Origin of the sequence: Bradyrhizobium ontarionense, assembly GCF_021088345.1 — a bacterium.
In the GTDB taxonomy this organism is placed as follows: Bacteria; Pseudomonadota; Alphaproteobacteria; order Rhizobiales; family Xanthobacteraceae; genus Bradyrhizobium; species Bradyrhizobium ontarionense.
This window is the reverse complement of the sequence record NZ_CP088156.1, coordinates 7,776,247-7,800,625: the sequence shown is the minus strand read 5'-3', so window position 1 is coordinate 7,800,625 and position 24,379 is coordinate 7,776,247. Positions and strand designations below refer to the sequence as shown.

The 24,379-nt window shown below is 65.2% G+C and carries 26 protein-coding genes and 1 pseudogene; 13 read left to right on the top strand and 14 right to left on the bottom strand.

What is annotated here, in order from left to right; translation table 11 throughout:
• Positions 1 to 3: 3 nt before the first annotated feature.
• The 6 genes from sufD to LQG66_RS34105 form a co-directional block, all read right to left on the bottom strand.
• Positions 4 to 1,329 carry a Fe-S cluster assembly protein SufD gene (gene sufD / locus LQG66_RS34130; RefSeq protein ID WP_231320186.1) on the bottom strand — a complete coding sequence of 442 codons (1,326 nt, stop codon included), beginning with the start codon at positions 1,327 to 1,329 and terminating at the stop codon, positions 4 to 6.
• Between the two features lie 18 nt (positions 1,330 to 1,347).
• Complete coding sequence (gene sufC / locus LQG66_RS34125; RefSeq protein ID WP_231320185.1) at positions 1,348 to 2,109, bottom strand: Fe-S cluster assembly ATPase SufC; 762 nt, start codon at positions 2,107 to 2,109, stop codon at positions 1,348 to 1,350.
• Between the two features lie 39 nt (positions 2,110 to 2,148).
• Positions 2,149 to 3,657, bottom strand: a complete 1,509-nt coding sequence (sufB, locus tag LQG66_RS34120) for a Fe-S cluster assembly protein SufB (protein ID WP_231320184.1) — start codon at positions 3,655 to 3,657, stop codon at positions 2,149 to 2,151.
• A 40-nt stretch (positions 3,658 to 3,697) separates the two neighbouring features.
• A complete protein-coding gene (locus LQG66_RS34115; protein ID WP_006609648.1) occupies positions 3,698 to 3,892 on the bottom strand; it encodes a 4Fe-4S dicluster domain-containing protein in 195 nt (64 codons plus the stop codon).
• A gap of 451 nt (positions 3,893 to 4,343) precedes the next feature.
• Positions 4,344 to 6,083, bottom strand: coding sequence for a nif-specific transcriptional activator NifA (nifA, locus tag LQG66_RS34110; RefSeq protein WP_231328053.1), 1,740 nt, complete (start codon positions 6,081 to 6,083; stop codon positions 4,344 to 4,346).
• A 413-nt stretch (positions 6,084 to 6,496) separates the two neighbouring features.
• Entirely contained in the window at positions 6,497 to 7,345 is an 849-nt protein-coding gene (locus tag LQG66_RS34105) for an SDR family NAD(P)-dependent oxidoreductase (protein ID WP_231320183.1), read from the bottom strand.
• 406 nt (positions 7,346 to 7,751) lie between these two features.
• On the opposite strand from LQG66_RS34105, the gene LQG66_RS34100 reads away from it, so the two are divergent.
• Together LQG66_RS34100 and LQG66_RS34095 are read left to right on the top strand one after the other, a co-directional pair.
• Positions 7,752 to 8,603, top strand: a complete 852-nt coding sequence (locus tag LQG66_RS34100; protein ID WP_231320182.1) for a xanthine dehydrogenase — start codon at positions 7,752 to 7,754, stop codon at positions 8,601 to 8,603.
• Positions 8,604 to 8,697: 94 nt separating this feature from the next.
• The gene (locus LQG66_RS34095) at positions 8,698 to 8,940 is read left to right on the top strand and encodes a (2Fe-2S)-binding protein (RefSeq protein ID WP_231320181.1); all 243 of its coding nucleotides are present in this window, start codon (positions 8,698 to 8,700) and stop codon (positions 8,938 to 8,940) included.
• An 88-nt stretch (positions 8,941 to 9,028) separates the two neighbouring features.
• On the opposite strand, the pseudogene LQG66_RS37485 reads toward LQG66_RS34095, so the two are convergent.
• From LQG66_RS37485 to LQG66_RS34080, 4 genes and pseudogenes are all read right to left on the bottom strand, one after another.
• A pseudogene (locus LQG66_RS37485) lies at positions 9,029 to 9,121 on the bottom strand (NAD(P)-dependent oxidoreductase); the annotation flags it as partial.
• 35 nt (positions 9,122 to 9,156) lie between these two features.
• On the bottom strand, positions 9,157 to 9,312 hold the full coding sequence (locus LQG66_RS34090) for a hypothetical protein (protein WP_231320180.1): 156 nt from the start codon (positions 9,310 to 9,312) through the stop codon (positions 9,157 to 9,159).
• 59 nt (positions 9,313 to 9,371) lie between these two features.
• A complete protein-coding gene (locus tag LQG66_RS34085; RefSeq protein ID WP_231320179.1) occupies positions 9,372 to 9,560 on the bottom strand; it encodes a DUF2934 domain-containing protein in 189 nt (62 codons plus the stop codon).
• 213 nt (positions 9,561 to 9,773) lie between these two features.
• Entirely contained in the window at positions 9,774 to 11,123 is a 1,350-nt protein-coding gene (locus LQG66_RS34080) for a sensor histidine kinase (RefSeq protein ID WP_231320178.1), read from the bottom strand.
• 154 nt (positions 11,124 to 11,277) lie between these two features.
• Here LQG66_RS34080 and LQG66_RS34075 point away from each other — a divergent pair, with 154 nt between their 5' ends.
• The 3 genes from LQG66_RS34075 (at position 11,278) to LQG66_RS34065 (ending at position 13,108) form a co-directional block, all read left to right on the top strand.
• Entirely contained in the window at positions 11,278 to 11,898 is a 621-nt protein-coding gene (locus LQG66_RS34075) for a response regulator transcription factor (protein ID WP_231320177.1), read from the top strand.
• A 61-nt stretch (positions 11,899 to 11,959) separates the two neighbouring features.
• Positions 11,960 to 12,805: an S-formylglutathione hydrolase gene (gene fghA, locus LQG66_RS34070; RefSeq protein WP_231320176.1), complete on the top strand. Its 846-nt coding sequence runs from the start codon at positions 11,960 to 11,962 to the stop codon at positions 12,803 to 12,805.
• Positions 12,806 to 12,898: 93 nt separating this feature from the next.
• Positions 12,899 to 13,108 (top strand): hypothetical protein, encoded by a 210-nt coding sequence (locus LQG66_RS34065; RefSeq protein WP_231320175.1) that lies wholly within the window; start codon positions 12,899 to 12,901, stop codon positions 13,106 to 13,108.
• 902 nt (positions 13,109 to 14,010) lie between these two features.
• Here the strand turns inward: LQG66_RS34065 and LQG66_RS34060 are convergent.
• Positions 14,011 to 14,526 carry a DUF3280 domain-containing protein gene (locus tag LQG66_RS34060; protein WP_231320174.1) on the bottom strand — a complete coding sequence of 172 codons (516 nt, stop codon included), beginning with the start codon at positions 14,524 to 14,526 and terminating at the stop codon, positions 14,011 to 14,013.
• Positions 14,527 to 14,633: 107 nt separating this feature from the next.
• Here LQG66_RS34060 and LQG66_RS34055 point away from each other — a divergent pair, with 107 nt between their 5' ends.
• From LQG66_RS34055 to LQG66_RS34035, 5 genes are all read left to right on the top strand, one after another.
• Complete coding sequence (locus LQG66_RS34055) at positions 14,634 to 15,842, top strand: ABC transporter substrate-binding protein (RefSeq protein ID WP_231320173.1); 1,209 nt, start codon at positions 14,634 to 14,636, stop codon at positions 15,840 to 15,842.
• 269 nt (positions 15,843 to 16,111) lie between these two features.
• Positions 16,112 to 17,065 carry a YVTN family beta-propeller repeat protein gene (locus LQG66_RS34050; RefSeq protein WP_231328052.1) on the top strand — a complete coding sequence of 318 codons (954 nt, stop codon included), beginning with the start codon at positions 16,112 to 16,114 and terminating at the stop codon, positions 17,063 to 17,065.
• Positions 17,062 to 17,877 carry an ABC transporter ATP-binding protein gene (locus LQG66_RS34045; RefSeq protein ID WP_231320172.1) on the top strand — a complete coding sequence of 272 codons (816 nt, stop codon included), beginning with the start codon at positions 17,062 to 17,064 and terminating at the stop codon, positions 17,875 to 17,877. Before LQG66_RS34050 ends, LQG66_RS34045 begins: the two co-directional genes overlap by 4 nt.
• Positions 17,874 to 18,728: an ABC transporter permease gene (locus LQG66_RS34040; RefSeq protein WP_231320171.1), complete on the top strand. Its 855-nt coding sequence runs from the start codon at positions 17,874 to 17,876 to the stop codon at positions 18,726 to 18,728. The genes LQG66_RS34045 and LQG66_RS34040 overlap by 4 nt, the downstream gene beginning before the upstream one ends.
• Positions 18,725 to 19,339, top strand: coding sequence for a hypothetical protein (locus LQG66_RS34035; protein WP_231320170.1), 615 nt, complete (start codon positions 18,725 to 18,727; stop codon positions 19,337 to 19,339). Before LQG66_RS34040 ends, LQG66_RS34035 begins: the two co-directional genes overlap by 4 nt.
• Before the next feature lie 191 nt (positions 19,340 to 19,530).
• On the opposite strand, the gene LQG66_RS34030 is transcribed toward LQG66_RS34035, so the two are convergent.
• Together LQG66_RS34030 and LQG66_RS34025 are read right to left on the bottom strand one after the other, a co-directional pair.
• Positions 19,531 to 20,091, bottom strand: coding sequence for a PQQ-dependent catabolism-associated CXXCW motif protein (locus tag LQG66_RS34030; RefSeq protein ID WP_231320169.1), 561 nt, complete (start codon positions 20,089 to 20,091; stop codon positions 19,531 to 19,533).
• Positions 20,088 to 20,969 carry a substrate-binding domain-containing protein gene (locus tag LQG66_RS34025; protein WP_231320168.1) on the bottom strand — a complete coding sequence of 294 codons (882 nt, stop codon included), beginning with the start codon at positions 20,967 to 20,969 and terminating at the stop codon, positions 20,088 to 20,090. Before LQG66_RS34025 ends, LQG66_RS34030 begins: the two co-directional genes overlap by 4 nt.
• Before the next feature lie 161 nt (positions 20,970 to 21,130).
• Here LQG66_RS34025 and LQG66_RS34020 point away from each other — a divergent pair, with 161 nt between their 5' ends.
• A complete protein-coding gene (locus LQG66_RS34020; RefSeq protein ID WP_231320167.1) occupies positions 21,131 to 22,057 on the top strand; it encodes a quinoprotein relay system zinc metallohydrolase 2 in 927 nt (308 codons plus the stop codon).
• A gap of 50 nt (positions 22,058 to 22,107) precedes the next feature.
• Positions 22,108 to 22,929 carry a quinoprotein dehydrogenase-associated SoxYZ-like carrier gene (locus LQG66_RS34015; RefSeq protein ID WP_231320166.1) on the top strand — a complete coding sequence of 274 codons (822 nt, stop codon included), beginning with the start codon at positions 22,108 to 22,110 and terminating at the stop codon, positions 22,927 to 22,929.
• 23 nt (positions 22,930 to 22,952) lie between these two features.
• Here the strand turns inward: LQG66_RS34015 and LQG66_RS34010 are convergent, their stop codons facing one another.
• A complete protein-coding gene (locus LQG66_RS34010; RefSeq protein WP_231320165.1) occupies positions 22,953 to 23,312 on the bottom strand; it encodes a hypothetical protein in 360 nt (119 codons plus the stop codon).
• 86 nt (positions 23,313 to 23,398) lie between these two features.
• On the opposite strand from LQG66_RS34010, the gene LQG66_RS34005 reads away from it, so the two are divergent.
• Positions 23,399 to 24,379 carry an ABC transporter substrate-binding protein gene (locus LQG66_RS34005; RefSeq protein WP_231320164.1) on the top strand — a complete coding sequence of 327 codons (981 nt, stop codon included), beginning with the start codon at positions 23,399 to 23,401 and terminating at the stop codon, positions 24,377 to 24,379.

The window sequence follows — 24,379 nt, the reverse complement described above, 5'->3', positions numbered from 1 at the left end:
CACCTACTCCCGTTGTCCGAGCCAGCCCAGCATCGCCTCGGTCAGCGCGCCCCTGACGCTCTCATTGGCCGCCCCCTCGATGATCTCACCGATGAAGGCCTGGATCAGCAGGGCCCTCGCCTCCTTCGGCGGGATGCCGCGCGCCATCAAATAGAACAGCAGCTCATCGTCGATGGCGCCGGTCGTGGTGCCGTGACCGCACTGCACGTCGTCGGCAAAGATCTCGAGCTCCGGCTTGCTATAGGCTTCCGCCTCGTCCGACAGCAGCAGCGCCCGCGACATCATCTTCGCGTCGGTCTTCTGGGCGCCGGGGCTCACCGTGATCTTGCCCTGGAACACCGCGCGCGCCGTATCGCCGACGACGGCCTTGAAGGTCTCGCGGCTCTGACAATCCTCAGCCGAATGCTCGATCGCGAGCGTGGTGTCGGCATGCTGGGTGCCAGCCAGCAGCGACGCGCCGCGGATGTCGGCAACGGTACCCTCGCCCGCGATGCGAACGAACAGCTGATTGCGAACCAGGCTGCCGCCGGCCACGAAGCCGAGCTGGTTGAAGGTCGCGCGCGCGCCGATATTGGCCAGCAGCGACGAGACGTGCAGCGCGCTATTGCCTTCGCGCGTCACCTTGACGTGGTCGATCCGGGCCTCATCGCCAACCACGAGCTGAAGCGCAGTGTTGACCTGATACTCGGTGCCATCGGGGCCCTGATGCGTCTCCACGACGGTGGCACTGGCGCCGGCGCCGATATTGACCAGCGAGCGCGTGTACATCGAGGTCGCGACCCAGTTGGTCGTGACGAACGCGACATGGATCGGCCGGCTCAGGGCCGTGCCCGGCGCGACCAGGATGACGACGCCGTTGGCGGCGAGCGCGGTGTTGAGCGCCAGCGCCGGATCATCATCCGGCACCACGGGGCCGAGACGCTGCGACAGCAGCGGCTTGTCGGCGGCGAGCGCATCGGCCATCGGCTGGATGGTCAGACCGGGTTCGAGATCGGCCAGATCCGACAATTCTGGCACGAACGCGCCATCGACGATCATCAGCTTGCGGAAGCCGGCGCCAGCAAACAGGTCCTGCGCGTCGCGCGCCTTCGCCTTGGCGGCATCGTCCGGCAGCGAGGCCAGCCGCTTGGCCTCCTTCATCTGCGTGCGCAGATCGGTGTAGCGCCAGGCCTCGACGCGCCGGTGCGGCAGGCCGACCGTGTTGAAGCGGTCGAACGCCGCAGCACGTACGGCGGTGATCTCCTCACCGCCCGGCAGGTATCTGCGGGCGCCCTGATACAGATCGGCCAGTCCGAGCTCGGCCTTGGTCTTGCGGATCGCGACGCCCATGATCGTACTCCCCGGCCCTTACGCCGCTTCGCTCTGGTACTGGGCGTAACCGGTGGCCTCGAGCTCGCGCGCGAGATCCTTTCCGCCGGTGCGGACGATGCGGCCCGCCGCGAAGACATGGACGATGTCGGGCACGATGTAGTCGAGCAGCCGCTGATAATGGGTGATCACGATCATGCCGCGCTCGGCCGAGCGCAGCGCGTTGACGCCATTGGCGACCACCTTCAGCGCGTCGATGTCGAGGCCCGAGTCCGTCTCGTCGAGCACGCAGAGCGAAGGCTGCAGCAGCGCCATCTGCAGGGTCTCGTTGCGCTTCTTCTCGCCGCCGGAGAAGCCGACATTGAGCGGCCGCTTCAGCATGTCGGCATCGATGTTCAGCGTCTTGGCGATCTCGCGGACGCGCTTGATCAGGTCCGGCGAGGACAGCTCCGCCTCGCCGCGCGCCTTGCGCTGGGCGTTGAAGGCGGCACGCAGGAAAGTCAGCGTCGCGACGCCCGGGATCTCCATCGGATATTGGAAGGCGAGGAACACGCCCTTGGCGGCGCGCTCGTCGGCCGACATCGCCAGCAGGTCCTCGCCGTTGAGATAGACCTCGCCGGCCGTGATCTCGTAACCGGGCTTGCCGGCCAGCACATAGGACAGCGTCGACTTGCCGGCGCCGTTCGGCCCCATGATGGCGTGGATCTCGCCCTTGTTCACGGTCAGATCCAGGCCCTGGATGATCTTTCGTCCGCCGGCGATCTCGGCATGGAGCCCCTTGATTTCGAGCAAGGCCGTCATCGAACACTCCTCCTCATGATGTCGCGAGGCGACACGTTCCTATCCGACCGAGCCTTCGAGCGAGATCGAGATCAGCTTCTGCGCCTCGACCGCGAACTCCATCGGCAACTGCTGCAGCACGTCCTTGACGAAGCCGTTGACGACGAGGCCGACTGCCTCCTCCTGGCTGAGGCCGCGCTGGATGCAGTAGAACAGCACGTCCTCGGAGATCTTCGACGTCGTGGCCTCATGCTCGAACACCGCCGAGGAATTCTTGGCCTCGATATAGGGCACGGTGTGCGCGCCGCATTTGTCGCCTATCAGGAGCGAATCGCAGGCGGTGAAGTTGCGCGCGCCCGACGCCTTGCGGTGCGCACTGACCAGGCCGCGATAGGTGTTCTGCGACTTGCCGGCGGCGATGCCCTTGGAGATGATCCGGCTCGACGTGTTCTTGCCGAGATGGATCATCTTGGTCCCCGAATCGACCTGCTGGAAGCCGTTCGAGATCGCGATCGAGTAGAACTCGCCGCTGGAATTGTCGCCACGCAGGATGCAGCTCGGATATTTCCAGGTGATGGCAGAGCCCGTCTCGACCTGGGTCCAGGAGATCTTGGAATTGGCGCCGCGGCAATCGCCACGCTTGGTGACGAAATTGTAGATGCCGCCGACGCCTTCGGAATTGCCGGGGTACCAGTTCTGCACCGTCGAATATTTGATCTCGGCATCGTCGAGCGCGACCAGCTCGACCACGGCGGCGTGCAGCTGGTTCTCGTCGCGCTGCGGCGCCGTACAGCCTTCGAGATAGGAGACGTAGGCGCCCTTGTCGGCGATGATCAGGGTGCGCTCGAACTGGCCGGTGTTGCGCTCGTTGATGCGGAAGTAGGTCGACAGCTCCATCGGGCAGCGCACGCCGGGCGGGATATAGACGAACGACCCGTCGGAGAACACCGCCGAGTTCAGCGTCGCGAAATAGTTGTCGGTGGTCGGCACCACCGTGCCGAGATATTTCTGCACCAGGTCAGGATGCTCGCGCAGCGCCTCGGAGATCGGCATGAAGATCACGCCGGCCTTCTTCAGCTCCTCCTTGAAGGTGGTCGCGACCGAGACCGAGTCGAACACCGCATCGACCGCGATCCTGCTGCGTGGCGCGACGGCTTCGCCATCGGCATCTCCGGCCGGGCGCTCGACGCCTTCGAGGATCTCGACCTCGCGCAAGGGAATTCCGAGCTTCTCGTAGGTCTTCAGGATCTCCGGATCGATCTCGTCGAGCGAAGCGACCTTCTTCTTCGGCTTCGGCGCGGAGTAGTAATACAGATCCTGATAGTCGATCCTGGGGTAGCCGACCCGCGCCCAGGTCGGCTCCTGCATGGTCAGCCAGCGGCGATACGCCTCCAGCCGCCATTCGAGCATCCAGGCCGGCTCGTTCTTCTTGCCCGAGATGAAGCGGATGGTGTCTTCGGAAAGCCCCTTGGGCGGCTTCTCGGACTCGATGACGGTCTCGAACCCGTAGCGATACTGATCGACGTCAATGCCCTTGACCCGATCAATGGTCTCCTGAACCGCTGCCATCTCTCACTCCGCTTCCAATGATATCCTGCGCGCGTCCGCTTCAGGCGGGGACGCAGGTGTCCGGCACCGGACAGACGGCAGCGCATTGCGGGGCGTCGAAGTGGCCTTCGCACTCGGTGCACTTCTTCGGATCGATGATGTACATGTCGTTCTTCAGCCGGATGGCCGCATTCGGACATTCGAACTCGCAAGCCCCGCAGACCGTGCATTGTGAGGCGATGATCTTGTAGGTCATGTGCAGCTCCCCGCGATCCCTGCGACATCGGACGACGTCATTCACGCGCTATCTTTCAAGCCGCGTGCCAGAGCTCACTTGGTTGATTTCTAAGGACTATTCTAAACTTCGCGGGCGACGGCCAGCTGTCGCTCTCCCGACAGCATGTCGCAAGTGCGACAGGGCGGGAGGGCGTATCACCAGCCGGCTCCCGCCGCGATGACGCTCAACTCTTCTCCCCATGCCGCACCAGCCCGAGATGCTCGCCGATCGCTCCTCCGTCATTCCGGGGCGTGCGAAGCACGAGCCCGGAATCCATCGTGTGGCAGAGCGCGCGGCGAAATGGATTCCGGGCTCGCCGCGCTGGCGCGCGTCGCCCCGGAATGACGCCGAAGTTTGAAGCTGGCGCAATGTCCAAAACGCAAAAAGGGCGCGCCGAGCGCGCCCTTTAGCAGCTGCGAGCAAAGCCCGCTCAGAACCGCTTGACCTCGATGTTGTGCTTCTTCAGCGCGTAGCCGATCTGGCGCGGCGTGAGCCCCAGGAGACGCGCGGCCTTGGCCTGGACCCAGCCGGACCGTTCCATCGCCTGCACGATGCGATCGCGCTCCGGCACTGCGCCGCCGTCCATTGCCTCGGAGAACTCCTGATCATCGACATCGACCGCCGGCAACTCGGCGGGCGCATCGAGCGGCGCCGAGTTGCGCGGCAGGATCGGCAGCGGCACCATCGGCTGCGCGCGCGGCGGCGGCGGCGTCACCGTGTTGCCCTTCCACAGGATCGCCGACATGCACTCGTTGCGGCTGCAGGCGAAGTCGTCCATGCCGATCGAGGAGCCGGTCGCCATGGTCGCGGTCCGCTGCACGCAGTTCTCGAGCTCGCGCACATTGCCGGGGAAGCCGCAATGCATCAGCACCTCGATGGCGCTGACATCGAAGGTGAGATCCCGCTCGTTCTCGCAATTGAACCGGCGCAGGAATTCGCGGGCCAGCTGCGGAATGTCGCTGCGCCGCTCCCGCAAGGGAGGCAGCTTGATCGGGACAACGCTGATCCGATAGTAGAGGTCGGCGCGAAATTCGTTGCGCGACACCGCCTCTTCGAGATTGCGGTTGGTCGCGGTGACGATGCGGACGTCGACCTTGATGGTCTGGTTGCCGCCGACGCGCTCGAACTCCTGCTCCTGCAGCACGCGCAGCAGCTTGGCCTGGAACGCGGGCGAGATCTCGCCGATCTCGTCGAGGAACAGCGTGCCCTTGTCCGCCAGCTCGAAGCGCCCCTTGCGCGAATTGATCGCGCCGGTGAACGCACCCTTCTCGTGTCCGAACAGCTCCGATTCCAGGACGGTCTCGGGCAGGGCCGCGCAGTTGATCTTGATGAAGGGCCGCTTGGCGCGGTTCGACAATTCGTGGATCGCCTTCGCGACCAATTCCTTGCCGGTGCCGGACTCGCCGCGCAGCAGCACCGGCGCGTTCGACTTGGCCACGACGTTGATCTTGTCGAGCAGCGCGCGCAGCGCCGGGCTGTCGCCGACGATGCCGTCGACCAGCACCTTCTTGCGATCCTTCGGCACAGGCTTCAGCTCGGACAGCTCCTTCTGCAGCCGGTGGCTTTCCGCCATCAGCCGCTCGCGGTCACGCGCCACGACACGGTGCAGCTTGATGGTCTGGCCGATCAGGTTGGCGACCATCGTCAGGAAGCGGACGTCGGAATCGAGCCGGAACACGGCGCGGCCGTCCCAGACGCGATCGATCGTCAGCGTGCCGACGACGCGCTGATCGATCCGGATGGGAACGCCGAGGAAGGACACCCGGACGTCGGCACCGGCGCCGAGCGTAGCCGCGTCGGCCAAGCTGAAGGAGGGATGATCGGCGACGTTCTCGGCGATCAGCGGCACGGCGGTCGCCACGATCTGATCGATCGCCTTCTGCGGAAGGCGTTCGCGATAGCGCTGATCGCTGCCCTCGCTCCAGCCTGCCCCGACCGCAAGATCGGGGATGCCGTCATCGGCGAGCAGCGAGACGACGCCATGACGCATCTGCATGAACGATTGCAGCAGGTTGACGACGTTGGCGAGGGTGATCTCCAGCCGCGTCGGCGCAGCGAGAATCTTCGAGATCTCGAAGATCCCGGTCAGCGCGATCTCGCTGAGCGGTATCGGGGCTGCGTTGGACCTGACGTCCTGAGCTTCGACCTGACGTGTTTCCATGTGGACCATGGTCGCTTCTCTGATAGTCACGGACGCTCCTTCAGACCGCTCGTGTTTGTACGCGTTCTAACATCCTCCCCCAACTGCGGATGATTGTCGTGCCTAACTTTGCTGCATTGCCGCAGAAGTAGTGGGCACGAAAGGAATAGAAAAGCTGCAGAACTTCATGGTGTTAACAAATTAGTTTGCACCCCGCGCCGCGCGTGCGGCGCAGGGCCAGCCGAGGAGCCAAACGGCCCCTGCAATTCGTGTTGTCTGACCGACACCTAACCGTCGAACGCCGCGCGCGCTGTTGCGAGATGATCGCAAGCGGTAAAGCTGAACAGCAACTTTCCACCCTTCCGTGGAACTCGAGTGGTGCAGCAGCCAACCCCGCGCGCCTCTTCACATCAACGTGTAGACAGCGCCGTGCTCCGATCGACCTACAGGTGCTGCCCTCCGTTGATCTGGATCTCCTCGCCGGTCACGTAGCTCGCGGCGTCCGAGCAGAGGAAGAACAGCACCTTGGCGACCTCTTCCGGCGCACCGATCCGGCGCATCGGGATCAGCGGCGAGAACCGCGCCTCGGTCTCCGGCGACACCATCTCGGTCTTGATCTCGCCGGGCGCGATGGCGTTGACGCGAATGCCATGCGGCGCGAAGTCGTGCGCCATCTCGCGGGTCAGGCAGGCGAGCGCCGCCTTGGAGGTTGCGTAGGCCGTGCCGGCAAAGGGATGGACGCGGGTGCCGGCGATCGACGTCACGTTCACGACAGCGCCCTGCCCGCGCTTCAGCTCCTCGAACAGCCCGCGCGCCAGCAGGATCGGGCCGAGGAAATTGACATGGAAGACGGTCATCCAGGTCTCGACCGGGGTCGAGAGCGAGTCGAGCCGGCCGCCGTCGCCGGTTTTCGGCGAGATCGCGGCGTTGTTGATCAGGGCATGAAGCGGCGCACCGTCGAGTTTGCCCTTGATCTCCGCAATCGCGCGCGGGATCGCCGCGCGGTCACTCAGGTCGAACTGGACATGGTTGTCTGCACCCGAATCCCACGGACAACGAGCGCCGTCGAACGGCTGGCGCGAGCAGGTGAGGATGCGCCAGCCGGCGTCGGAGAACAGCCTGGCGGTGGCATGACCGATGCCGCGCGAACCGCCGGTGAGCACCAGCGTTCTCTGCTCAGTCCGCCCCGGCCGCTCGGCGGCCGCGAGATCCCGGTGAAACGGACACGACTCGATCGCCGCAGCCGCTTCGGCGGCAGGCTCGCGGACGTCCTGGTCGAGATCGAGGCTCACCTCATGCGGTCCTGATCATGGGCCGATGCACCAGTTCCGGCCCCGGCTGTCGATAATCGTCTGCTGAACTCGCCCATCCGGGATTTGCGGGCTCTCGGCATCCGCAGATTGATCTGAGCAGCCTGTGGTATCGCCATGCGGTGGTTGTGCAGAATCCGGGCCAGCGAAAATCACGCGCAAAGCCGCATCTCATTGTCGCGTTCCCGACAAGTTGGCCGATTCAGCACCATGTCCAGCGTCGGCTTTCCGCCGCGCCGGTCGCAAGGCCTTCAAACCGCGGCTCTTTTTGAAGAGCCTTGGCGATGGTCCAACTCTTGCTCGACGAGCAGGCCATCCGAACTGGAATCAGGCTTTCCAGTCTCAAGAAAGAATCAGCCGCGAGACCCAACGCTGTATGGACCAAGACATGGGGACGAATGCAGCACTCGGCTTCGCGGTGGTGCTGGGGACCAACGAGACGGCTTCGGCGCTCGGCGTCCACCTGCATCGCGCCGGCTATTGCGTGGTGCTGTCGCACGATCCCAATCCGCCGGTCATGCGCCGCAAGATGGCCTTCCACGATGCCCTGTATGGCGACTACACCTGCATCGACAACGTGATCGGTGAGCGCATCGAGAGCACGATGGAGGTGTTCAAGGCGCTGCGCGCCCCGCAGCACGTGCTCGTCACCTGGCTCGGGCTGCTCGATCTCTTGCCGGTCCGCGCAATCGACGTGCTGATCGACGCGCGCATGCAGACACGCGATGTGACCCCCGACCTGCGCGGCATGACGCGGCTGTCGATCGGCATCGGCCCGGGCTTCTCGCCGTCGGCCAATTGCGATGTGGCCATCGAGACCCGGCCGGACCGGCTCGGGCAGATCGTGCGCGACGGCTGGACCCTGGCGAAGGATGATGTCGGCGAGCTCGGCGGCGTCGGGGCCGAGCGTCTGGTGCATTCGCCCTATGAGGGCCGCTGGCACACGCCGGTCGAAATCGGCACGCGCATCTACAAAGGCTTCGTCGTCGGCCATCTCTCGGGCGCCCCCGTCACCGCGCCCTACGACGGCATCCTGCGCGGCATCGTCCGCGACGGCAGCGACGTACCGGCCGGTATCGCGCTCGGCGAGATCGACCCGCGCGGCCGCCACGCGCAATGGACCGGCATCGACGCGCGTGGCCAGGCGCTCGCGCAGGCCACACTCGCTGCAATCCGCCAGCACGCGGTTGATCGCGCCCGCAAGGGCGCGACCGGCGCCGCGCCGGCCCGCTCGCGCTGATCCCAGCAGTTTCGAACGATTCTGATTAGCCGCTTTTCCGCGCGGCGCCGTTGGCATCCCGGTTGCTTATTGTTTGCAGAAGCGAGCAACAGCCATGATCATTTGTTCCTGCAACGTCATCAGCGACACGGCCATTCGCGACATCGTCACGACGGCCGACATCACCTTCGGGTCGCCGGCACAAGTCTATGACTGTCTCGGCTGCGCGGTTCAGTGCGGCCTCTGCTCGCGCTCCGTGAAGCGCATTCTCGACGAGCGGCAGGGCGACACGGCCGCCGCTTCCATCTGGCCGGTGCAGGTCGAGCCCGCGCCGTGCGAGCAGATGTCCTTTGCATGACGAGACGACGGAGCGCGCGACGTGTCGCATCGCGCGCTGTCGGACATCCGACAAATCCGACGCGAGCTCTCGTCACGGGTGATCATCAGCGGATGCCCTTCTCGACCAACAACTGCGCGCGCCAGCCGGTGAAATCCCGGATTGCGCCCTTGGTGACGGCAGTCCGGCAGACCAGGGTTGGCCAATGGGCTCGCTGACGCGCAAAGCACGCGCACATCAGTGGGTCTTGGTCTCAGCCCACTTCTCCAGGTCCTTGGCGGAATCGGAGCGCTGTTCCTTCTCCGGGTTTCCGGCCCAGGGCTTGTCGGTCTGCTTCACCGATCCCTCGTCGGTCTGCTGGCGCGGATCATCCTTCGGTGTTTCCTTGCTCATCAGTTGGTCCTTTGATCGCTTGAGGATCGCTAGCCGTGCCCACGCGCTACGCACGGCATTCAACCCGGCAGCATCGTCGGCGGGGGTGCGGTGGCCTCCTCGTGCAACTGCTCCATCTCCTGGATATCGTGCTCGGCCTGGTGCCAGAACTCATCCTGACGGCCCTCCGGCCGCCCGGACTGCTCCCACAGCGCGTGGGCGCGGTCACGGATGCGTTGCTGCAGACCCAATTCGTCGATTTGTCCCATGGCTCGTCCCTGTTTGCCGCAGCTCTGTTCTCCTCGGACGCGAGGAAGGCGAGAACGTGCAAACCGCAGCCGGCGCACGTCCCGCTTTGGCAATCGTGAAGGTGAGGCGATGTTCCAACCCGAGGCCGTGCTGACGACGATGCACCGCAGGGGCGCAAGCTGGATGGCCCGACGCGCCGTCAACGACGAGGACGACAGCTGTACCGGTCCGGCCTACGCCGCATCAGCCGGCACCATCGCCTCGATCGTGACGCCCGCGCCGGTCGAAGCCACGGTCAATGTGCCGCCGAGCGCCAGCAGCCGCTCGCGCATGCCGACGAGGCCGAAGCCGAGCTTGTGCTCGGGCTTCAGCCCGCGGCCGTCGTCGCGCACGCGCACCCGCGTGTAGCTGCGGCGGTGGCCCGCCATGGTCTGCTGCAGCGGCTCGATGGTGACGTCGACCGCGGTGGCATCGGCGTGACGGAACACGTTGGTCAATGCTTCCTGCACCACGCGGTAGATCGTCAGCTCGGCGGTCTCGTTGCTGCGCACGACGGTGTCGGTAAATCTGGTCTCGATCACGATCTCCGGCCGCGACTCCCGCCACAGCCGCACCAGCGCGCCGAGCGCCTCGCGCAGGCCGAGTTCGGCGAGCCCAACCGGGCGCAGCCGTTCCAGGATGCGGCGGTTGAACTGCTGCACGGCGTTGACCTGGTCGAGGATCGCCTGGCCATGCCGGCGCAGCGCCACCATGTCGGGCGGGGTGTCGGTCTCGGATAGCCGCATCAGCGCGCTGGCATGCGCGCGCAGCGCGAATAGATGCGGCCCGAACTCGTCATGCAGCTCGCGCGCGATCTCCTTGCGCTCGATGTCCTGCAGCGACACGGTGCGCTCCGCGAGGCGCCGCTTCTCCTCGACAGCCTCGCCGAGCGCGCCGGCGAGATGGTTGAGCTTGCCACAGAGCGCGGCGAGCTCCGGCGCGCCGCCCGGCTTGACGCGGGAATCATAGGCGCCGGCCTCGATCCGGCTCATCGCATCCGACAGATCCGCAAGCGGCGCCAGGGCGCGACCGACCACGAGCATCGTGATCCCGAACAGGGCCACGCCGATCAGCGAGCCGACGACGAGCTGGGTGACGATCCCGTCCCAGATCTCGGCGATCTCGTCGTCCGGGTGCGACGTGATCACCAGCGTATCGCCCTTCCCGGCGACGATCACCGGCATGCTCACCGAGGTCTTGTCCGGATGCACCAGCGCGATGAACCAGGCCGGTGCCGCGCGACCCGCGCCCGGCGACGGCCGCATCGGCTCCGGCATCGCCTGTCGCGTCACGCTGACATGCCGCAGCTGCCCGAGATCGCCGACGATCCGGTTCAGCCGGGCATCCGGGTCCGGCGCGTCATTGACCTCGTCCATGATGGTTTCGACGAAGGCGCGGGCGAGGCGGATGACGCTCTGATCCTCGGCCAGGACGCGGGGCGCGGCTTCCAGCGCGAGACGACCGATGTTGATGGCGAGCCCCAGCGCCAGAACCAGCGCCAGCAGCAGGTTGATGCGCGCCCGCAACGATAATTTCTGCCACATTTTCTTCGCCTCGACGCCACCGTGTTTCCTGCGCGCTCACATTGACAGACAAATCCGCGAGCGATCTAATCGCAGCATGACCCAACATCGCGCAGGATGCATCTTTGATGCACCGCAACAATGACGCGATGCAGACGTCAGGGACCCCAAGGCCATGCGCGTTCTGATCGTTGACGACCATCCCATCGTGGCATCGGGTTGCCGTGCCCTGCTGTCGACCGATCCGGACCTCGAGCTGCTCGAAGCATCCGATGCCGAGAGCGGCGAGGCGAGCTTCATCGCGCGCCGGCCGGACGTCAGCGTGGTCGACATCAACCTGCCGACGGTCTCAGGCTTCGAGCTGGCGCGCCGCATCCTGGCACGCGATCCGACCGCCCGCCTGATCATGTTCAGCATGAACGACGATCCGGTGTTCGCGGCGCGCGCCATCGACCTCGGCGCCAAGGGCTACGTGTCGAAGAGCGGCGACCCGAACGACCTCGCCGAAGCGATCCGCGAAGTCGCGCGCGGCGGCAGCTATCTGCCGCCCTCCATTGCGCGCAGCATCGCGTTTGCGGGCGCGGCCGTCGCGCAGAGCCCGCTGACCAAGCTGACCTCGCGCGAGCTCGAGATCCTCAGGCTGCTCAGCGCCGGCAAGAGCCTCTCGGAGATTGCCTGGCTGATCCACTCGTCCTACAAGACCGTCGCCAATACGTCCTCGATCATACGCCAGAAGCTCGGCGTCAGAACGTCCGGCGAGCTGGTGCGTTTGGCCATCGAGAACGGCGTCGCTTGACTCGCGACCTGGCGGCGCGGTGCTTTCCGCCGCTCCCATATCTTTTCTGACAGGTGATCCCATGACGCTCACGACCGTCTCCCAGAACAAGTCCCATGGCGGCGTCCAGGGCGTGTACCGGCATGCCAGCCAGGAGACGAAGACCGAGATGACGTTCTCGGTGTTCGTGCCGCCGCATGCCGACGGCACGAAGCTGCCCGTCGTGTGGTATCTGTCGGGCCTGACCTGCACTCACGCCAATGTCACCGAGAAGGGCGAGTTCCGCGCCGCCTGCGCCGAGCTCGGCCTGGTCTTCGTCGCGCCCGACACCTCGCCGCGCGGCGACGGCGTGCCCGGCGATCCGAACAATGCCTATGATTTCGGCCTCGGCGCCGGTTTCTATGTCGATGCGACCCAGGAGCCGTTCGCGAAGAACTACCGCATGTGGAGCTATGTCACCGAGGAGCTGCCGAGCGTGGTCGCGGCGAACTTCCCCGTCGACCCGCGAAGGCAATCGGTGATGGGCCACTCGATGGGCGGCCATGGCGCGCTGACGGTGGCACTGCGCAATCCGAGCCGCTATCGCGCGGCAAGCGCGTTCTCCCCGATCGTGGCGCCCTCGCAGGTGCCGTGGGGCGAGAAGGCCCTGGGCGGCTATCTCGGCGCCGACAAGGCCGCCTGGCGCAAGCACGACGCGGTGGCGCTGATCGAGGATGGCGCGCGCGTCTCCGACCTGCTGGTCGATGTCGGCGATGCCGACCAGTTCCTGGTCCAGCAGCTGCGCCCCGAGTTGCTCAAGGCCGCGTGCGAGAAGGCCAACATCCCGCTGCTGCTGCGCAAGCAGGAGGGCTACGACCACAGCTACTACTTCATCTCGACCTACATGGCCGATCACCTGCGCTGGCACGCGGCGCGGCTCGGGCGCTGACGACGGCCTGCTTCAGAAGCTAGAATTGACTGATACTATAAACTGAGAATCTACCGACGCCCTTTCAGCCTCAAAATATCAACGGAGAATACTATGGAAGTGAGGATCAAAGATTTTAACGTGGAAATGGAAGTTAAGACTAAAGGTATTGAGTTCGAGGTTCGCGATAACGACGGAAGCTTCTTGGGAGACTGCTATATTACCAAAACAGGATTAGAATGGTGCAATGGCAAAATTAGTCAGGGTAACGGCAAGAAAATCTCATGGACAAAATTTATCGAGGAAATGAAGAAAATGGATTGATGAGCCAGGAAGCATTGGCTGGTTGATCAAACTCACGGAGCTACGACGTCTACAATCTTTTCTCAGTTTCTACCCTGTCTGTGCGGCCATCCGCTACGGCTGATTACACGCTGCCCGTCGGGTTCATATGTCGCACCCCGACAGCCATTGCCCTGTCGAGAAAATCAGACGTACATTTTCGTGCATCCCGCCTCATCGAGAGGGCGTATCGCGGTCGTCACGAACGTGGAGGTGGGATGCGGTGGACGCCGGCGGCGCGCAGCATGCATTGGGCATAGATGCCCAGAGCATGCGGACGAACGCGCCACGGCGTACGGCCAAGTCGCGTGGTCCTGGCATCCCGATGCCGATGTCCCGCGGCGGCACGTGAGAAGCGTGTTGTCGCGCACGGTGACCAGAAAGCCCGGCGCACCGGGGAGAACGCGAAGCAACCGTGAAAACCATCGCGCAGGGAGGGCCGGGATGTCCCAGCCGAACCTGTGGTACCTGCCGCCTGCATTCTTTTCTGCAGGCGGGCCATGGGGGCGGCAGGCTCCCGGCCTTCCCTGCGCCTCTCTGTTTTTCGAGAGGCGATCGACAAGCAAAGCTCGGGCGTCGTCCGCCGCGAGAATGCGCCGTCATGCCTGACCGAGCGCATCTGAGTCGGGCGACAGCTTATGAGGCCGACGCAGCATTCCGGGCCTCATGGTTCGAGACGCGCCGTCTGATGAATCAATGGCTTGGCTGGCGTCGGCGCACGGCGCTCCTCACCATGAGGGTCTCGAGCGGCAGTCTCGACGAGGAGAGTCTTGGATCTCACCACGCATTCAGCCCTCATCCTGAGGAGCCCGCCCTTGGGCGGGCGTCTCGAAGGATGGCCGCGGGCACCATCGGCGCCACGCTCCTCGCATGCCAGTCGACGGCTACTGCGCCTGCGGCGCGCCGTAGTTCGGCGCCAGCAGGCGGTTGCGGATCAGCCAGGCCATGGTGCGCGTCCAGGACTCGTCGGTATTGCCGCGCATGTCGGCGGTAACAGCCGCGACCGGCTTACCGGTGCGAACGTCGTGCAGATAGATGTTCATGTTGAGGATGAGGTTGGAGGCCTTCTGCACCGTGCCGGTGATGGCGAGATCAGCGCCGATGTCGGAAGCCAGCTTGACGTCGCAGCCGCCGCAGGCCTGCAGATTGCTGTGGTGCGCCGCATCGTTAACGGGCGCGATGTCGAGCACGCGAAATTGTCCGGACTCCTGCAGCGCCGACCGCAGCTGCTCGGCCGCATGCGCCAGCCGCGCCTGCTCGTCCTTGCGCGGCCCCTGCATCTCGCCCTGCAGGCTGGTGTCGATCAGCTCGAAATCGAACACCGCCACCTTGGGCGGCTCGGCATGCAATGGTGTCGCAAGCAACAGAACCAGGGACGCGAGCAGACGAGCGAGTTTCAAGGTCGTGATCCGAAATGATGCGAGCGCGTCCAAAAGTGGGGTTGAAAGCTAGGCCAATTCGGTCATCTTGCAAGACGAAACCTCGTCCGGCACGTGATGAGGGAACAATGGGAGGACATGTGGTCCTGGGAGTTCTGGCGCGATCTCTGATCGGCGCGATCGGCCTCATTGCTGCCGCAACCGCTGCTGGCGCTGCGGAGCCGGTCGACATTGCGATCGGCTATCTCGGCCGTGCCGGCGTGCCGCAGACATTGTCGCCGCTCGACCAGCCGGCGCCCGATGATGGCGTGGCCGGCGCCCGGCTCGCGATCGAGGACAACAACACCACCGGCAAGTTCCTCAACCAGCGCTTCACCCTGATCGACCGCCGCGTCAAGGACGACGAGGACGCAGCTCAGGCCGCCAACGAGCTCGCCGGCCAGACCGGCTTCATCCTCGCCGATCTGCCCGCGGATACGCTGTTGAAAGTGGCCGATACCTTGCGCCCGCGCGGCATCACCTTGCTCAATGTCGGCACCACCGACGACCGCCTGCGCGAGCAGGACTGCCGCGCCAACGTGATCCATGTCGCGCCGACGCGCTCGATGCTGGCCGATGGCCTCGCGCAATATCTGGTCTGGAAGCAGTGGAAGCGGTGGCTGCTCGTCACCGGCTCGCACGACAACGACAGGCTGTTCGCCGACGCACTGCGCCGCGCCGCCACCCGCTTCGGCGCCAAGATCGTGGAGGAGCGCACCTTCGAGGACACAGGCGGCGCGCGCCGCACCGATAGCGGCGTGACCTTGATCCAGCGCCAGATGCCGGTGTTCACGCAGAAGGCGCCGGCCTATGACGTGCTGGTCGCGGCCGATGAGAGCGAGGTGTTCGCGTCCTACCTGCCCTATCGCACCTGGGATGCGCGGCCCGTCGCCGGCTCGGCCGGCCTGCGCCCCACGAGTTGGGACCCCTCGCAGGACCAGTGGGGCGCCACCCAGCTGCAGAACCGCTTCATGAAGCTGGCGTCTCGCCGGATGGATGCGTTGGACATGCAGGCCTGGATGGCCATCCGCATGGTCGGCGAAGCCGCCTCGCGCACCAACTCCGGCGACGCCAAGACGATGACCGACTACCTCAAGAGCCCGAACTTCACCATCGCCGCCTTCAAGGGCACCCGGCTGTCGCTGCGCGACTGGAACCTACAACTGCGCCAGCCGATCCTGCTCGCCGACGGCCGCATGATCGTCTCGGTCTCGCCGCAGGAGGGCTTCCTGCACCAGGTCTCCGAGCTCGACACCCTCGGCGTCGACCGCCCCGAAACCAAGTGCAAGCTGCAATGATGTCGGATCTGATCATGCTGATGACGATGCCTAATCCGACATGTGAGATTAAAGCGGCCGCAGGTCTGTGGCCTCATGGTTCGAGACGCGCCGAAGACGGCGCTCCTCACCATGAGGGGCGAGATCACGGGGGGCTTCACCAGAGAGGTCTCAAGCACGCGTGGTTTCGATCTCACCGCCAACACAGCCCTCGTCCTGAGGAGCCCGCCGGAGGCGGGCGTCTCGAAGGACGGCTACAACTTCGCAAGCACTTCGGCGGAGCAGCCTGCCTGCTCACCGCCGCCCTCTCACTGGCCCACGCAGCACCCGCCGCCGCCTTCGTCGCCTTCGTCTCCAACGAGAAGGGCAACACGGTCTCGGTGATCGACACCGACACCTGGACCGTGACCAAGACGATCAAGGTCGGCCAGCGTCCGCGTGGCATCGCGTACACGCGCGACGGCAAGTTCGTGATGGTCGCGGTCGGCGACGACGACACCATCCAGCTGATCGACGCCAGGAAGCAGGAGATCGTCGACACCCTGCCCTCCGGCCCCGATCCCGAGCTGTTCGCGCAGGACGAGGCCGGCAAGACGCTCTACGTCGCCAACGAGAACGACAACACGGTCACCGTGCTCGACCTGCAGAAGCGCATCCGCATCGGGGACGTCCAGGTCGGCGTCGAGCCGGAGGGCATGATGCTCAGCCCTGACGGCAAGACCCTGATCTGCACCTCCGAGACCACCAACATGGCGCATTTCATCGACACCGCCTCGCGCCAGATCGTGGGCAACGTGCTGGTCGACGCGCGGCCGCGCTATGCCGAGTTCAAGAGCGACGGATCGGAGCTGTGGGTATCCGCCGAAATCGGCGGCACGGTCTCGATCATCGATCCCACCAAGCGCGAGGTCACCGGCAAGATCAAGTTCGCCGTTCCCGGGCTGCGCAGCGAGGCGATCCAGCCGGTCGGCATCAGCCTGACCAAGGACGGCAAGACCGGCTTCGTCGCACTCGGCCCCGCCAACCGCGTCGCGGTGATCGACGGCGCCACCCATGAGGTGAAGAAATATCTGCTGGTCGGGCAGCGCGTCTGGCACATGGCATTCACGCCGGACGAGAAATATCTGCTCGTCACCAACGGCGTGTCCAACGACGTGTCGGTGATCGACGTTGCCGCGCAGAAGGTGATCAAGACCATCCAGGTCGGTGAGCTGCCCTGGGGCATCACGATTGCACAGCCATGACCACGCTCAACGCCCCCGCTCTCGATTCCACCGCGCCAGCGCAACAGCCGGACGCCAGCCAGGTCCCGGCGCTGTCGATCGCCCACGTCAGCCATTCCTACGGCGCCCGCAAGGCGCTCAACGACGTCAGCTTCGCGGTGAGGCCTGCGAGCTTCACCGCCCTGCTCGGCCTCAACGGCGCCGGCAAGAGCACCTTGTTTTCGCTGATCACGCGGCTGTTCGCGGTGCAGACCGGCCATATCGGCATATTCGGCCATGACATCGGCCGCACGCCGGGCGAGGCGCTGCGGCTGCTCGGCGTCGTGTTCCAGCCGCGCACGCTCGATCTCGATCTGTCGCTGACGCAGAACCTGCTCTATCACGCCGCGCTGCACGGCATCTCGCGCCGCGAGGCCCGCGCGCGCAGCGCGGAGCTGCTGGCACGGATCGGGCTCGCCGACCGCGCCGGCAGCAAGGTGCGCGATCTCTCCGGTGGCCAAATGCGCAGGCTCGAGATTGCTCGCGCGCTGCTGCACCGGCCGCGCCTGCTGCTGCTCGACGAGGCCACCGTCGGGCTCGACGTCAAGGCGCGTGCCGACATCCTCAGCCACGTCCGCCAGCTCGTCACCGAGCAAGGCATCGGCGTGCTCTGGGCGACGCATCTGTTCGACGAGATCGCAGCGACCGACGACCTCGTGGTGCTGCATCAGGGCCGCGTGCTGGCGCGCGGTCCGGTGCCGCAGGTCGTGGCCGAGGCCGGCGCCTCCGACGTCAACGCGGCGTTCGCGCGACTGACGACGCAGGCCAGTCCGGCGCGGAGTTCCGAGCCATGACCCTCACCACCGTGCACGCGCCCGCTCCGCCACGCAGCGGCTTCTCGGCCGGCGAATACATCACGTGTCTCACCGGCATCGTCTGGCGCGAAGGGCTGCGCTTCCTGCATCAGCGCGAGCGCTTCGTCTCGGCGCTGGTCCGGCCCCTGGTCTGGCTCTTCATCTTCGCCGCCGGCTTCCGCCAGGTGCTGGGCATCTCGATCATTCCGCCCTACGAGACCTACATCCCCTACGAGGTCTATATCGCGCCCGGCCTGATGGCGATGATCCAGCTGTTCAACGGCATGCAATCGTCGCTGTCGATGGTCTACGACCGCGAGATGGGCAACATGCGCACCCTGCTGGTGAGCCCGCTGCCGCGCGGCTATCTGCTGTTCTGCAAGCTGCTCGCGGGCACTGCCGTCTCGGTGCTGCAGGTCTACGCCTTCCTGGCGATCGCCTGGTTCTGGGACATCACGCCGCCGCCATCGGGCTATCTGACCGTGCTGCCGGCGCTGATCCTGTCCGGCCTGATGCTCGGCGCCTTGGGCATGCTGATCTCCTCCGGCATCAAGCAGCTGGAGAATTTCGCCGGCGTCATGAACTTCGTGATCTTCCCGATGTTCTTTGCCTCCTCGGCGCTCTACCCGCTCTGGCGCGTCGAGGAAGGCAGCCCCTGGCTCGCTTATCTCTGCGAGGCCAATCCTTTTACCCACGCGGTCGAGCTCATCCGGTTCGCGCTGTATGGCAAGATGAACTGGGTTTCGTTGGCCGTGGTCGCGGGCTGCACCGCCGTGTTCATGATCGGCGCGATCATCGCCTACGATCCTTCGCGTGGTTTGGTACGGCGTGGTCCCGGAGGCGAGGCATGATGTCGAGATATCTGTTGGCGGCAATCGTGCTGTTGTCGGCATCTACAAGCGCAGCACTAGCCGCCGATCCCCGCTATCCGGACTGGCCCTGCCCGCAGGCCAAGGTACCGGAGATCTCGATCGCGGCGGTGTGGGCCGGCCCGGCCATCGATGACGTCGGCGCGAGCTGGAAGGACGATGCAAAGGTTGCAGCCCTCGTCGCCAAGCTCGCCGCGCGCCGCGTCCCGCTCGAAGAGGCGCAGAAGGACGCCGCCGATTTCCTCACCGGCACGGCCGAGGAGAAGGCGCGCAAGGGCAAGCTGCTGTTCGCCGGCCTGTTCGATACGCTGAATGCGCAGCGCACCTCGGTCATGAACGGCCTCGAACGCGTCATGCGCAAGCAGCGCGAGGCTGTCGACAAGGTGCGTGGCGACACCATCGCGCTGCAGGAGTTGCAGAGCGGCGCGACGCCGGATCAGGCCAAGGTCGAGGAGCTGGCCAACCAGGTGAATTGGGAGACGCGCATCTTCGAGGACCGCCGTCGCGTGATGAAGTTCGTCTGCGAAGTGCCGACCGCGATCGACCAGCGCCTGTTCGCACTGGCCCGCGAGATTCAGCAAGACATGGAGTAGGTCTACGGATGTCGCTCGCTCTGGACCATGAACGCACCGAGAGAGCGCTCCGCTGTATCAGCATCGTCATGGCCGAGCCTGTCCCGGCCATCCACGTCGTGCCACGCGGCACCACGTGGATGCGCGGGTCAAGCCCGCGCATGACGAGCAAAATAGTTAGGAGCCGCGTTCGCGGGTGTGAGCGACAGCGATCACTCTTCCGGCCGCGGCTCTGGCTGCGTCTGCTGCAGCGGCAGGTCGGCGCGGCTCCAGCCGTCGGTGCCGTCAGGATACCAGGCGACGTTGCGATAGCCGTAGGTCAACGCCCGCCTGGCGGCGTTCCACGACATCCAGCAGTCTTCGAGGCAGTAGAAGACGAGGAGACGACCGGGATCGCCGCCCGACGCCTGGGCAAGCCCGCGCTTCAGATAGTCCTCGGTCGCCGGCGCCAGCACGCCATAGCCGGTATCGGGCAGCCAGATGCTGCCGGGAATGTCCTGGCGCGGCTGGTCGCGCCAGACCGTCCCTTCCGGCAGCTTCTTCGGCTTCGGCGGCCGCGGCAGCACATCGATGAAGGCGGCAGATTTCGCGCGCCAGATTGCTTCGGTATCTTGCGTCGACAGCACGCGCGCCCCGGCCAGCGTCGTCGGCACGGGCGCGCGGTAGTTCTCGGTGCGATAGCTGTCCGGCTCCGCCACGAGATCGTCGGCTCGCGCCGCCGGGACAATCAGCAGCGCGCCTGCCAACGCCACGACGGCGAGCCGAACCGTCATGGCGACGTCTTGGCCGCAGCCTCGGCGGTGATCAGATGATTGCCCTCGTCCAACAGCGGCACGCCAAAATCGAGCAGGATCTTGTTGATCTCGCCCTGGTTCTCCTGGATCAGCTTGTTGAGCTGGCGCCGCCAGTTCTGGTCGGCGCCGCGCACACCCATCGCGATGCGATAGATCAGCTTCGGCCCGCTGGTCTCGCTGACCAGCGGCGTCACGTGCAGCTGCGGGCTCGCCTGCTTGGCGTAGTAGCCGGCCATCGGGCCCCACAACACGCCGGCGTCGATCTCACCCGATTTCAGATCGTTGATCATCGCCTCGGCCGAGGAATCGACGCGGGTGTCGATCATCAGCGGATAGGGTTTTGCCGTCGTCATCAGCCCGGCCAGCGCCATGTTGGTGGCCGGCGGCGTGCCCGCCACGATGCCGATGTGCTTGCCCTTGAGCTTGGCATCTTCCAAGGTCGTGACATCGGCGAGATCGGAGCCCGGCTTGGTCACGATCGCGTAGGACGTCCGGTAATAGGGGCTGGTGCTCTGCACCAGATCGTCGCCTTGCGGGAAGCCCATGATCACGTCGCAGCGATGCGAGCCGAGCGTGAGGCGCACGAAGCCGGTCGCCTGCGGGAAGAAGGTGTAATCGACCTTCTTCTGCAGCTTGGCGGCAAAAAACTCGGCAAGCTTGTTTTCGAACCCCTCGCCTTTTTCGTTGGAGAACGGCAGGTTGCGCGGATCGGCGCAGACCCTGAGCACCTTGGGATCGACGAGCTCGATCGACAGGTCCAGGCCGTCATTGCTTTGCGCGTGAGACGTGACCGGTCCGATCAGGGTAAGCCCCGCGGCGAAAGCCAGCGAGCAGGCAAGCATGTGACGCTTCGTCATCCGTATTTCCATCCCTATGGAGCGCATCGAGGTATTTTTGAAAATGCTAGGCCGCCGGCCTCGCGGGCGCAACAGCTGCTGCTATCGCGAAGAGTTGACCGGATGTTGCGCCGCAGCGCTCGCAACGGGATGAGCCCGTCAAACACAAGCGAGGCGAGCCGATGGTAAGGCGGATCGTGGTCGGTTTCGCGCTCAGTTGCGCCTTGCTTCTCGGTGCCGCCCTGCACGCCGCACAACGGGAACTCGAGGTCGAGGAGATTGCACCCGGCGTTTTCGTCCATATCGGGCAGACCGCGCTGATGAATGCCGAGAACGAGGGCGCGATCGCGAATGTCGGGTTCATCATCGGCTCCGACGCGGTCGCCGTGATCGATACCGGCGGTAGCGTCCGCGAGGGACGCGCTTTGCTCGCGGCGATCCGCGCCCGCACCACCAGGCCAATCCGCTATGTCGTCAACACGCACGCTCATCCCGACCATGTGTTCGGCAACGCAGCGTTCCAGAACGACGGCACGACCTTCGTGGGTGCCAGGAATCTGCCGCGCGCGCTGGCGTTGCGCGGGCCGCACTATATCGAGGCGTTCCGCCGTCTGATGGGCGCCGAGCTGATCGACGAGGTCCGCCTCGTCGCGCCGTCGATCGTGGTCGACGGGGAGATGCCGCTCGACATCGGCGGCCGCACCCTGACGCTGAAAGCCTGGAGCACTGCTCACAGTGACTGCGACCTGACCGTCTATGATGACCAGAGCCGGACCCTGTTCGCCGGCGATCTCGTCTTCCTGCGTCACGTCCCGGTGATGGACGGAAGCCTGCGCGGCTGGATCGCGGATATCGGAGCTCTCGCTGAGATGCCTGCCGATCGCGTGGTACCGGGCCACGGGCCCGTCAGCCCCTGGCCGCTGGCGCTCACCGACGAACGCCGCTACCTCGACACATTGGCCTACGACGTTCGCGGCCTGATCGCGGCCGGCAAGCCGATTGCCGATGCCGCGGCGGCTGCGGACACGGAACGCGGCAAATGGGAGCTATTCGACGACTACAACGCCCGCAATGCGACCGCGGCGTTCTCAGAATTGGAATGGGAATGAGGGGAGCGACGCGTTATGATGATGTCAACAGCCGTCCTGGGAGGACTGCCATGATCCGGTCCCGTCTGTCGTTGTCCCTGCTCTTGAGCTTCGCATTCGCATCTGTGTTCGCACCTGCGAAAGCCGCAGATAGCTACGATCCCTGGCCAGGACTGGTCCAGGACATCTTCAACAACAAGGCGATGCAGGACGGCGCCGACATCATCGCGATCGAGATGCCGACCCGCGCCGAGGATGCCTCGGTCGTGCCGGTCACCCTGCGCAGCAAATTGTCTCCTGCCGACGAGCGCCGGATCAGGACGATCACGCTGGTCATCGACCAGAATCCGGCGCCGATGGCCGCCAAGTTCACGCTCGGCGCTGACGCCAACGTGACGGCGATTTCGACTCGCGTCCGCGTCAACAACTATACCGACGTGCATGCCGTGGCCGAGCTCACCGACGGTCAGCTCTATGTGGTCAAGACCTTCGTCAAGGCCTCCGGCGGCTGCTCGGCGCCGGCTGCGAAGAATCCGGACGAGGCCAAGGCGCACATCGGCCAGATGCGCTACCGGCAGTTCGCGCAAGCCGGCAATGGCGCGACCAGCGGCATGCGCGAGGCGCAGGTCATGATCGGGCATCCGAACAATTCCGGACTGCAGATGGACCAGGTCACGCAGCTCTACATCCCGGCCTTCTTCATCGACCGGCTGACGCTGTCCCAGGACGGCAGCCTGGTGCTGTCAGTCGAAGGCGGTATTTCGATCTCCGAAGACCCCAACATCCGCTTCAGCTACGTGTCCAACGGCGCCAAGCAATTCCGCGCTGAGGCCAAGGATACGCAAGGCCACGTGTTCGAGCACGATTGGCCGGCGGACGGTTCAGGAACCTGATGATCCGCGGGAGTGTCAAGGCTTCAGAAACATCTGACTTCGGCTTCGGCCTGCGCCCGGCGCAGGTCGTTCAGCGCGCTGGTGGCCTGCTCGGAGGTGCGGAACTGGGTCCCGAGGGTGCTTCGCACCTGGGACATGCTGAGCACGGTTTCTGCCGTCACGTACCGCTCATACGGGATGATCGACGCGATCACGTCGATCGAGCACGAGCATTGCGAGATCGCCTGGCGGGTCTCGCCATTGGCCTTCATGCAGCCGAACACATATTCGGCGCGCGCCGACGTCGGATAGTCGTTGAGGTCCTCGGCGCTGACAGGGCCGCTCATGCCGATCAACGCAAGACAAATGGCGACAATCGGTCCTACCGGAACAGCACAACGCATGACAGTCCTCCGCAGCATCGCAGCCAAAGCTATGCTAAGAAAATGAGGCTGAAAAGAACACATCTCGAGGAAACGCATACGGGCCCATGACGCAGATCGGTCGATGGTTGATCGCGATACTCGCCTGTGCAGTGCTGCCGGTGTCGGCATGCTGCGCCACCGAGACCGTCAAAGTTGCGGTGCAAAAGACCGGCACATTCGCCTGGGAATTGGCCGTGATCCGCGCCCATCAGCTCGACAAGCAGGCTGACATCGCGATCGACGCTGTCGAGCTTGCTAGTCCGGAGGCCGGCAAGATCGCGCTGCGTGCCGGCAATGCCGACATCATGGTGTCGGACTGGCTGTGGGTGTCGCGCGAGCGCGCGCTCGGCGCCAAATTGACGTTCTATCCCTATTCGAGCGCGCTCGGCGCCGTGATGGTGCCGGCCACGTCATCGATCAAGACTCTCGCCGATCTCAAGGGACGCAAGCTCGCAGTGGCCGGCGGTCCGCTCGACAAGAGCTGGCTGCTGCTGCAAGCCACGCTCAAGCGCAACGGCGTCGACCTGAAATCGCAGGCGACCATCACCTATGGGGCCCCGCCGCTGCTTGCCGCCAAGCTGGCGGACGGCGAGATGGATGCGGGTCTCAATTACTGGAATTTCTGCGCTGCGCTGGAGGCCAAAGGCTTTCGCCGTCTCGCCGGCGTCGAGGATCTGTTGCCGCCGTTCGGCGCCAAGGGTCGCACGGCCATGATCGGCTACGTCTTCGATGAGGACTGGGCCGGTACGCACCGCGATCTGGTCGCGCGCTTCTTGTCCGTCACCGCCAAGGCCAAGGAGATCCTGGCGACCTCGGATACCGACTGGCAGGCGATCGCCTCGCTGACCGGGGCACAGGACGATGCCACGTTGCGCGCCTATCGCGACCGCTACCGCGAGGGCATTCCGCGCCGGCCGGTGGCCGAGGAAGAGGCCGACGCCCGCATTCTCTATGGCGTGCTCGCCGCGATCGGCGGGCGCGATCTGGTCGGCCCCGCCGCTGAGCTCAGTCCCGGCACCTATTACAAGGCGGATGCGAGGGACTAG

What these genes read in the sequence shown, in the direction of transcription:
- sufD (WP_231320186.1), bottom strand. Translation starts at nt 1,329, where the DNA reads ATGGGCGTCGCGATCCGCAAGACCAAGGCCGAGCTCGGACTGGCCGAT.
- sufC (WP_231320185.1), bottom strand. Translation starts at nt 2,109, where the DNA reads ATGACGGCCTTGCTCGAAATCAAGGGGCTCCATGCCGAGATCGCCGGC.
- sufB (WP_231320184.1), bottom strand. Translation starts at nt 3,657, where the DNA reads ATGGCAGCGGTTCAGGAGACCATTGATCGGGTCAAGGGCATTGACGTC.
- LQG66_RS34115 (WP_006609648.1), bottom strand. Translation starts at nt 3,892, where the DNA reads ATGACCTACAAGATCATCGCCTCACAATGCACGGTCTGCGGGGCTTGC.
- nifA (WP_231328053.1), bottom strand. Translation starts at nt 6,083, where the DNA reads ATGGTCCACATGGAAACACGTCAGGTCGAAGCTCAGGACGTCAGGTCC.
- LQG66_RS34100 (WP_231320182.1), top strand. Translation starts at nt 7,752, where the DNA reads ATGGGGACGAATGCAGCACTCGGCTTCGCGGTGGTGCTGGGGACCAAC.
- LQG66_RS34095 (WP_231320181.1), top strand. Translation starts at nt 8,698, where the DNA reads ATGATCATTTGTTCCTGCAACGTCATCAGCGACACGGCCATTCGCGAC.
- LQG66_RS34090 (WP_231320180.1), bottom strand. Translation starts at nt 9,312, where the DNA reads ATGAGCAAGGAAACACCGAAGGATGATCCGCGCCAGCAGACCGACGAG.
- LQG66_RS34085 (WP_231320179.1), bottom strand. Translation starts at nt 9,560, where the DNA reads ATGGGACAAATCGACGAATTGGGTCTGCAGCAACGCATCCGTGACCGC.
- LQG66_RS34080 (WP_231320178.1), bottom strand. Translation starts at nt 11,123, where the DNA reads ATGTGGCAGAAATTATCGTTGCGGGCGCGCATCAACCTGCTGCTGGCG.
- LQG66_RS34075 (WP_231320177.1), top strand. Translation starts at nt 11,278, where the DNA reads ATGCGCGTTCTGATCGTTGACGACCATCCCATCGTGGCATCGGGTTGC.
- fghA (WP_231320176.1), top strand. Translation starts at nt 11,960, where the DNA reads ATGACGCTCACGACCGTCTCCCAGAACAAGTCCCATGGCGGCGTCCAG.
- LQG66_RS34065 (WP_231320175.1), top strand. Translation starts at nt 12,899, where the DNA reads ATGGAAGTGAGGATCAAAGATTTTAACGTGGAAATGGAAGTTAAGACT.
- LQG66_RS34055 (WP_231320173.1), top strand. Translation starts at nt 14,634, where the DNA reads ATGGGAGGACATGTGGTCCTGGGAGTTCTGGCGCGATCTCTGATCGGC.
- LQG66_RS34045 (WP_231320172.1), top strand. Translation starts at nt 17,062, where the DNA reads ATGACCACGCTCAACGCCCCCGCTCTCGATTCCACCGCGCCAGCGCAA.
- LQG66_RS34040 (WP_231320171.1), top strand. Translation starts at nt 17,874, where the DNA reads ATGACCCTCACCACCGTGCACGCGCCCGCTCCGCCACGCAGCGGCTTC.
- LQG66_RS34035 (WP_231320170.1), top strand. Translation starts at nt 18,725, where the DNA reads ATGATGTCGAGATATCTGTTGGCGGCAATCGTGCTGTTGTCGGCATCT.
- LQG66_RS34030 (WP_231320169.1), bottom strand. Translation starts at nt 20,091, where the DNA reads ATGACGGTTCGGCTCGCCGTCGTGGCGTTGGCAGGCGCGCTGCTGATT.
- LQG66_RS34025 (WP_231320168.1), bottom strand. Translation starts at nt 20,969, where the DNA reads ATGACGAAGCGTCACATGCTTGCCTGCTCGCTGGCTTTCGCCGCGGGG.
- LQG66_RS34020 (WP_231320167.1), top strand. Translation starts at nt 21,131, where the DNA reads ATGGTAAGGCGGATCGTGGTCGGTTTCGCGCTCAGTTGCGCCTTGCTT.
- LQG66_RS34015 (WP_231320166.1), top strand. Translation starts at nt 22,108, where the DNA reads ATGATCCGGTCCCGTCTGTCGTTGTCCCTGCTCTTGAGCTTCGCATTC.
- LQG66_RS34010 (WP_231320165.1), bottom strand. Translation starts at nt 23,312, where the DNA reads ATGCGTTGTGCTGTTCCGGTAGGACCGATTGTCGCCATTTGTCTTGCG.
- LQG66_RS34005 (WP_231320164.1), top strand. Translation starts at nt 23,399, where the DNA reads ATGACGCAGATCGGTCGATGGTTGATCGCGATACTCGCCTGTGCAGTG.